The sequence below is a fragment of the Polynucleobacter sp. 35-46-11 genome (assembly GCF_002281105.1).
In genome coordinates this window covers 1-2514 of sequence record NZ_NCFJ01000378.1, presented here as the reverse complement: position 1 = coordinate 2514, position 2514 = coordinate 1, and the positions used below count along the sequence as shown (strand labels likewise).

Genomic DNA, 2514 nt, shown 5'->3' with positions numbered 1-2514 from the left:
ATCATCCATAGTGGAAGGGATTTTATGCGTATGGTTTAATCGTTATATGTTAAGCCCATCCCCAAATTCCAGCAAAAAGGCATTTAGCCGGGTTGCGCTCGTCGGTAAATATCAGGCTGATGGCATGCAAGAACGCCTCAAGGACCTAGCTAGCCTGCTGGGCGAACAAGGTTGTGAGGTCTATGTTGAAAGCGCTACTGCAAGCCATCTGGGGCTAACTACCTACCCAGTCAAAAAGGTCGAGGAGTTTTCTGATGCCATCGATCTAGCAGTTGTTTTGGGTGGCGATGGCACGATGCTTGGCATTGGCCGTCAATTGGCGGGCAGCAAAGTCCCCCTGGTTGGCATCAATATGGGTCGCCTGGGTTATATGACTGATATCCCAATCCAAAATGTTCAAACAGTCTTGCCGCAAATTATTGCCGGTGAATATGAAGCTGACACGAGAACCCTGCTCGATGCAGTTGTCATGCGCAATGGCAAACAGATTAATCAGGCTCTCGCCTTAAATGATGTTGTTGTGAATCGTTCTGGAATTTCTGGAATGGTCGAACTCGCAGTGCGCGTCAATGGCTCGTTTATGTACAACCAGCGCTCTGATGGCTTGATCGTATCAACCCCTACTGGCTCAACTGCCTACGCACTTTCTGCTGGCGGGCCTATTTTGCATCCGCGTGTAGCCGGAATTCTGTTAGCCCCAATTGCCCCACACTCATTATCTAATCGCCCTATCGTATTGCCACAAGATATTGTGGTGAGCATCGAGGTAGTTGATGGTAGGGAAGTGATTGTGAACTTCGATATGCAATCACAGACTAATTTGCAATCAGGCGACATCATTGAAGTCAGTCAATCCAAAAAAACCATCACACTACTTCACCCTCGCAGTCACAGTGACTACAAAACCTTGCGAGAGAAGTTACATTGGAATGAGTATCCATCGACATTCTGATGTCGAACTTTTAGGTACGCTAGGTCATGCTTCAAACACTATCGCTTCGTGACTTTGTCATTGTTGACCAGTTAGAACTAGATCTTTCCTCAGGTTTTACAGTCCTCACCGGCGAAACGGGTGCCGGTAAATCCATTCTCTTGGATGCGCTCAGCCTGGTATTGGGTGAGCGTGCAGATAGTAGCCAGATACGTGAGGGCTGCAATCGTGCAGAAATTAGCGCTCTCTTTAGAGTAGATTCACAGCAAAATCAATACTTTAATCAATGGCTTGATGAGCAAGGCTTTCCACTTGAAGATGATGGGCAAAGCCTGCTCCTCAAAAGAACTGTAGAGGTAAATGGTCGTAGCCGCGCTTTTATTAACGGCAGCGTAGCAACCTTGGCACAACTGCGTGAAGCAGGCGATCAGTTGGTTGATATTCATGGGCAGCATGCACATCAACTACTACTTAAAGGTGGCGCGCAACGTGAACTACTAGATCGCCATGCGAATCACATGGATCTTGTGGTCGAGGTTTCTCAATTATTTAAAGCTCTAAATGAATCGCGTCGCAAACTAGAGCAAGCTGAAAATGCTGGGCAAGATATTGAACGTGAGCGTGAGCGCCTGGAATGGCAGCTAGAAGAGCTAAGCGAGCTCTCTCCACAAGAAGGTGAGTGGACATCCATTCAAAGTGAGCATGCTCGCCTAGCAAATGGCGCAAAAATTATCAGTGGCTGCCAAGAAGCAATTGATGTTCTCAGCGATGCTGATAACTCTGTAGAGTCCACCCTCTCTAAAGCTAGCGCCAATATGAGTGCATTGGCAGAGCATGACTCATCATTAAGCGAAATCAGCCAAGCGCTGGAGTCTGCACAAATTCAGATTGATGAAGCAGTACACAGCCTCAATCGCTACTTACAAAAGCTGGATTTAGATCCTGCCCGCCTTAGTGAAGTAGAGGAGCGTATGCAAGCACTTCATGGCGCAGCTAGAAAATATCGCACCGAGGCAGATGACCTGCCAAAACTACTACTTGATACCACTGAACGTTTAGAAGCATTGACAGCATCTCAAAATATAGAGGCTCTGCGCGAGAAGGTGAAACAAGAAGAATTAGCCTATCTCAAGCAAGCAAAACAACTCTCCCAAAAACGTAGTAAAGCCGCGCTAGATTTAGGCAAGCAGGTTACCGCTGCCATGCAGGACCTATCAATGGCAGGTGGTCAGCTGGAGATTGCTTTGCTACCCCTTCCAGAAGGAGGTGCCCAGGGTCTTGAGCAAATTGAGTTTTTGGTTGCAGGTCATGCTGGGAGCACCCCACGCTCGTTAGCAAAAGTGGCTTCCGGCGGGGAGTTGGCCCGCATCAGTCTGGCCATTAGCGTCATCACCAGCAAGGCGTCATTTACCCCAACCCTAATATTTGATGAGGTTGATGCCGGCATTGGTGGCGCTGTTGCAGAGACAGTTGGGAAGTTGCTCCGTCAACTGGGCGAATCACATCAAATTCTGTGCGTGACCCATTTGCCGCAAGTGGCTGCGCAAGGAAATCACCATCTGAAAGTCAGCAAATCACAGGCG

Annotated in this window: 2 protein-coding genes; both read left to right on the top strand. The window is 48.2% G+C overall.

Annotated elements, in window-relative coordinates; genetic code table 11:
- Positions 1–46: 46 nt before the first annotated feature.
- Positions 47–952 carry an NAD kinase gene (locus B7Y67_RS15175; protein WP_215301939.1) on the top strand — a complete coding sequence of 302 codons (906 nt, stop codon included), beginning with the start codon at positions 47–49 and terminating at the stop codon, positions 950–952.
- A gap of 26 nt (positions 953–978) precedes the next feature.
- On the top strand, positions 979–2514 hold a 1536-nt coding region (gene recN / locus B7Y67_RS15170; protein WP_293599353.1), incomplete at its 3' end, for a DNA repair protein RecN.

Bases quoted from the DNA above. Each gene is read 5' to 3' on its own strand.
- B7Y67_RS15175 (WP_215301939.1), top strand. From the start codon at position 47: ATGTTAAGCCCATCCCCAAATTCCAGCAAAAAGGCATTTAGCCGGGTT.